General features: G+C 49.8%; 2 rRNA genes. Both read right to left on the bottom strand.

Annotated features, from left to right (window positions below):
* Window positions 1-15: 15 nt before the first annotated feature.
* Window positions 16-129, bottom strand: a 5S ribosomal RNA gene (gene rrf / locus BB427_RS12720).
* Window positions 130-245: 116 nt separating this feature from the next.
* Window positions 246-3130, bottom strand: a 23S ribosomal RNA gene (locus BB427_RS12715).
* Between the last annotated feature and the right edge of the window lie 77 nt (window positions 3131-3207).

Raw genomic sequence — 3207 nt, 5'->3', positions numbered from 1 at the left:
GTTTCTCTTATTTGGCCCTGGCGATGTTCTACTTTCACATGGGTAATCCACACTATCATCGACGCTGTTTTGTTTCACTTCTGAGTTCGGCATGGGGTCAGGTGGGTCCAAAACGCTATAGTCACCAGGAAATTCTGTTCATCAATGAAGTCTACCTCATCAATGTAAATCCGGAAAAAGCTATTAAATTCTTTGTCTACTTTAGTCTATTAACTTCTGTCGCTTATAAACCACTTTGGCGTTGTATGGTTAAGCCTCACGGGTAATTAGTACGAGTTAGCTTAATGCCTCACAGCACTTCCACATCTCGCCTATCAACGTTGTAGTCTTCAACGGCCCTTCAGTTGACTCTAAGTCAAAGTGAGAACTCATCTCGAGGCCTGCTTCCCGCTTAGATGCTTTCAGCGGTTATCAGTTCCGAACGTAGCTACCGGGCAATGCAATTGGCATCACAACCCGAACACCAGCGGTTCGTCCACTCCGGTCCTCTCGTACTAGGAGCAGCCCCTCTCAATTCTCAAACGCCCACGGCAGATAGGGACCGAACTGTCTCACGACGTTCTAAACCCAGCTCGCGTACCACTTTAAATGGCGAACAGCCATACCCTTGGGACCGACTTCAGCCCCAGGATGTGATGAGCCGACATCGAGGTGCCAAACACCGCCGTCGATATGAACTCTTGGGCGGTATCAGCCTGTTATCCCCGGAGTACCTTTTATCCGTTGAGCGATGGCCCTTCCATTCAGAACCACCGGATCACTATGACCTACTTTCGTACCTGCTCGACGTGTCTGTCTCGCAGTTAAGCTTGCTTCTACCATTACACTAACCGTACGATGTCCGACCGTACTTAGCAAACCTTCGTGCTCCTCCGTTACTCTTTGGGAGGAGACCGCCCCAGTCAAACTACCCACCAGGCACTGTCCTCAACCCCGATTCAGGGGCCTAAGTTAGAACATCAACACTACAAGGGTGGTATTTCAAGGTCGGCTCCACAGAAACTAGCGTCTCTGCTTCAAAGCCTCCCACCTATCCTACACATGTAGGGTCAATGTTCAGTGCCAAGCTGTAGTAAAGGTTCACGGGGTCTTTCCGTCTAGCCGCGGGTACACAGCATCTTCACTGCGATTTCAATTTCACTGAGTCTCGGGTGGAGACAGCGTGGCCATGGTTACACCATTCGTGCAGGTCGGAACTTACCCGACAAGGAATTTCGCTACCTTAGGACCGTTATAGTTACGGCCGCCGTTTACCGGGGCTTCGATCAAGAGCTTCGCCTAAGCTAACCCCATCAATTAACCTTCCGGCACCGGGCAGGTGTCACACCGTATACGTCATCTTACGATTTTGCACAGTGCTGTGTTTTTAATAAACAGTCCCAGCCACCTGGTCACTGCGGCTCTCGTTTGCTTACAGAGCAAGTCCTTCACAAACAAGAGCGTACCTTCTCCCGAAGTTACGGTACAATTTTGCCTAGTTCCTTCACCCGAGTTCTCTCAAGCGCCTTAGTATTCTCTACCTGACCACCTGTGTCGGTTTAGGGTACGATTCAGTATGAACTGAAGCTTAGAGGCTTTTCCTGGAAGTAGGGCATCAACAACTTCACCACCTTAGTGGCTCGTCTCGACTCTCAGCCTTAGCAACCCGGATTTTCCTAAGTCACCAGCCTACAGCCTTTCACATGGACAACCAACGCCATGCTTGCCTAGCCTGCTCCGTCCCCCCATCGCATTCATACCGAGTACGGGAATATTAACCCGTTTCCCATCGACTACGCTCTTCAGCCTCGCCTTAGGGGTCGACTCACCCTACCCTGATTAACATGGGATAGGAACCCTTGGTCTTCCGGCGGAGGAGTTTTTCACTCCTCTTGTCGTTACTCATGTCAGCATTCGCACTTCTGATATGTCCAGCATGCCTCCCGGCACACCTTCAGCCACTTACAGAACGCTCCCCTACCCCGCATACTTACGTACGCAGCCGTAGCTTCGGTGGTATGTTTAGCCCCGTTACATCTTCCGCGCAGGCCGACTCGACTAGTGAGCTATTACGCTTTCTTTAAAGGGTGGCTGCTTCTAAGCCAACCTCCTAGCTGTTTTAGCCTTCCCACATCGTTTCCCACTTAACATACACTTTGGGACCTTAGCTGACGGTCTGGGTTGTTTCCCTCTCCACGACGGACGTTAGCACCCGCCGTGTGTCTCCCGGATATTACTTTACGGTATTCGGAGTTTGCAAAGGGTTGGTAAGTCGGGATGACCCCCTAGCCTTAACAGTGCTCTACCCCCGTAAGTATTCGTCCGAGGCTCTACCTAAATAGATTTCGGGGAGAACCAGCTATCTCCCGGTTTGATTAGCCTTTCACTCCTAGCCACAGGTCATCCCCTAACTTTTCAACGTTAGTGGGTTCGGTCCTCCAGTTGATGTTACTCAACCTTCAACCTGCCCATGGCTAGATCACCGGGTTTCGGGTCTATACCCTGCAACTTAAGCGCCCAGTTAAGACTCGCTTTCGCTACGGCTCCCCTAAATGGTTAACCTCGCTACAGAATATAAGTCGCTGACCCATTATACAAAAGGTACGCAGTCACCCAACAAGTAGGCTCCTACTGCTTGTACGTACACGGTTTCAGGTTCTATTTCACTCCCCTCACAGGGGTTCTTTTCGCCTTTCCCTCACGGTACTGGTTCACTATCGGTCAGTTGGGAGTATTTAGCCTTGGAGGATGGTCCCCCCATATTCAGTCAAAGTTTCACGTGCTCCGACCTACTCGATTTCACTTTAGATAAGTTTTTGTGTACGGGACTATCACCCTGTTTCGTCATGCTTTCCAGCATGTTCCACTAACTACACTAAAGCTTAAGGGCTGGTCCGATTTCGCTCGCCGCTACTTTCGGAATCTCGGTTGATTTCTTTTCCTACGGGTACTTAGATGTTTCAGTTCTCCGCGTTCGCCTCGTTAACCTATGTATTCAGTTAACGATACCTGCAAGCAGGTGGGTTTCCCCATTCGGAAATCCTAGTCTCAAGCGCCTCTTACTGGCTTGACTAGGCTTATCGCAAGTTAGTACGTCCTTCATCGCCTCCAACTGCCAAGGCATCCACCGTGTACGCTTAGTCACTTAACCATACAACCCAAAATAGTTTTAAGTTGTACTGTCAAAGACAGTTTAACTTCGCCAGAAGTTAATATTGAATACTAAAG

The organism is Pseudoalteromonas sp. BMB (assembly GCF_001709235.1).
Lineage (GTDB): Bacteria > Pseudomonadota > Gammaproteobacteria > Enterobacterales > Alteromonadaceae > Pseudoalteromonas > Pseudoalteromonas maricaloris.
This window is presented reverse-complemented; position numbering and strand designations above follow the sequence as displayed.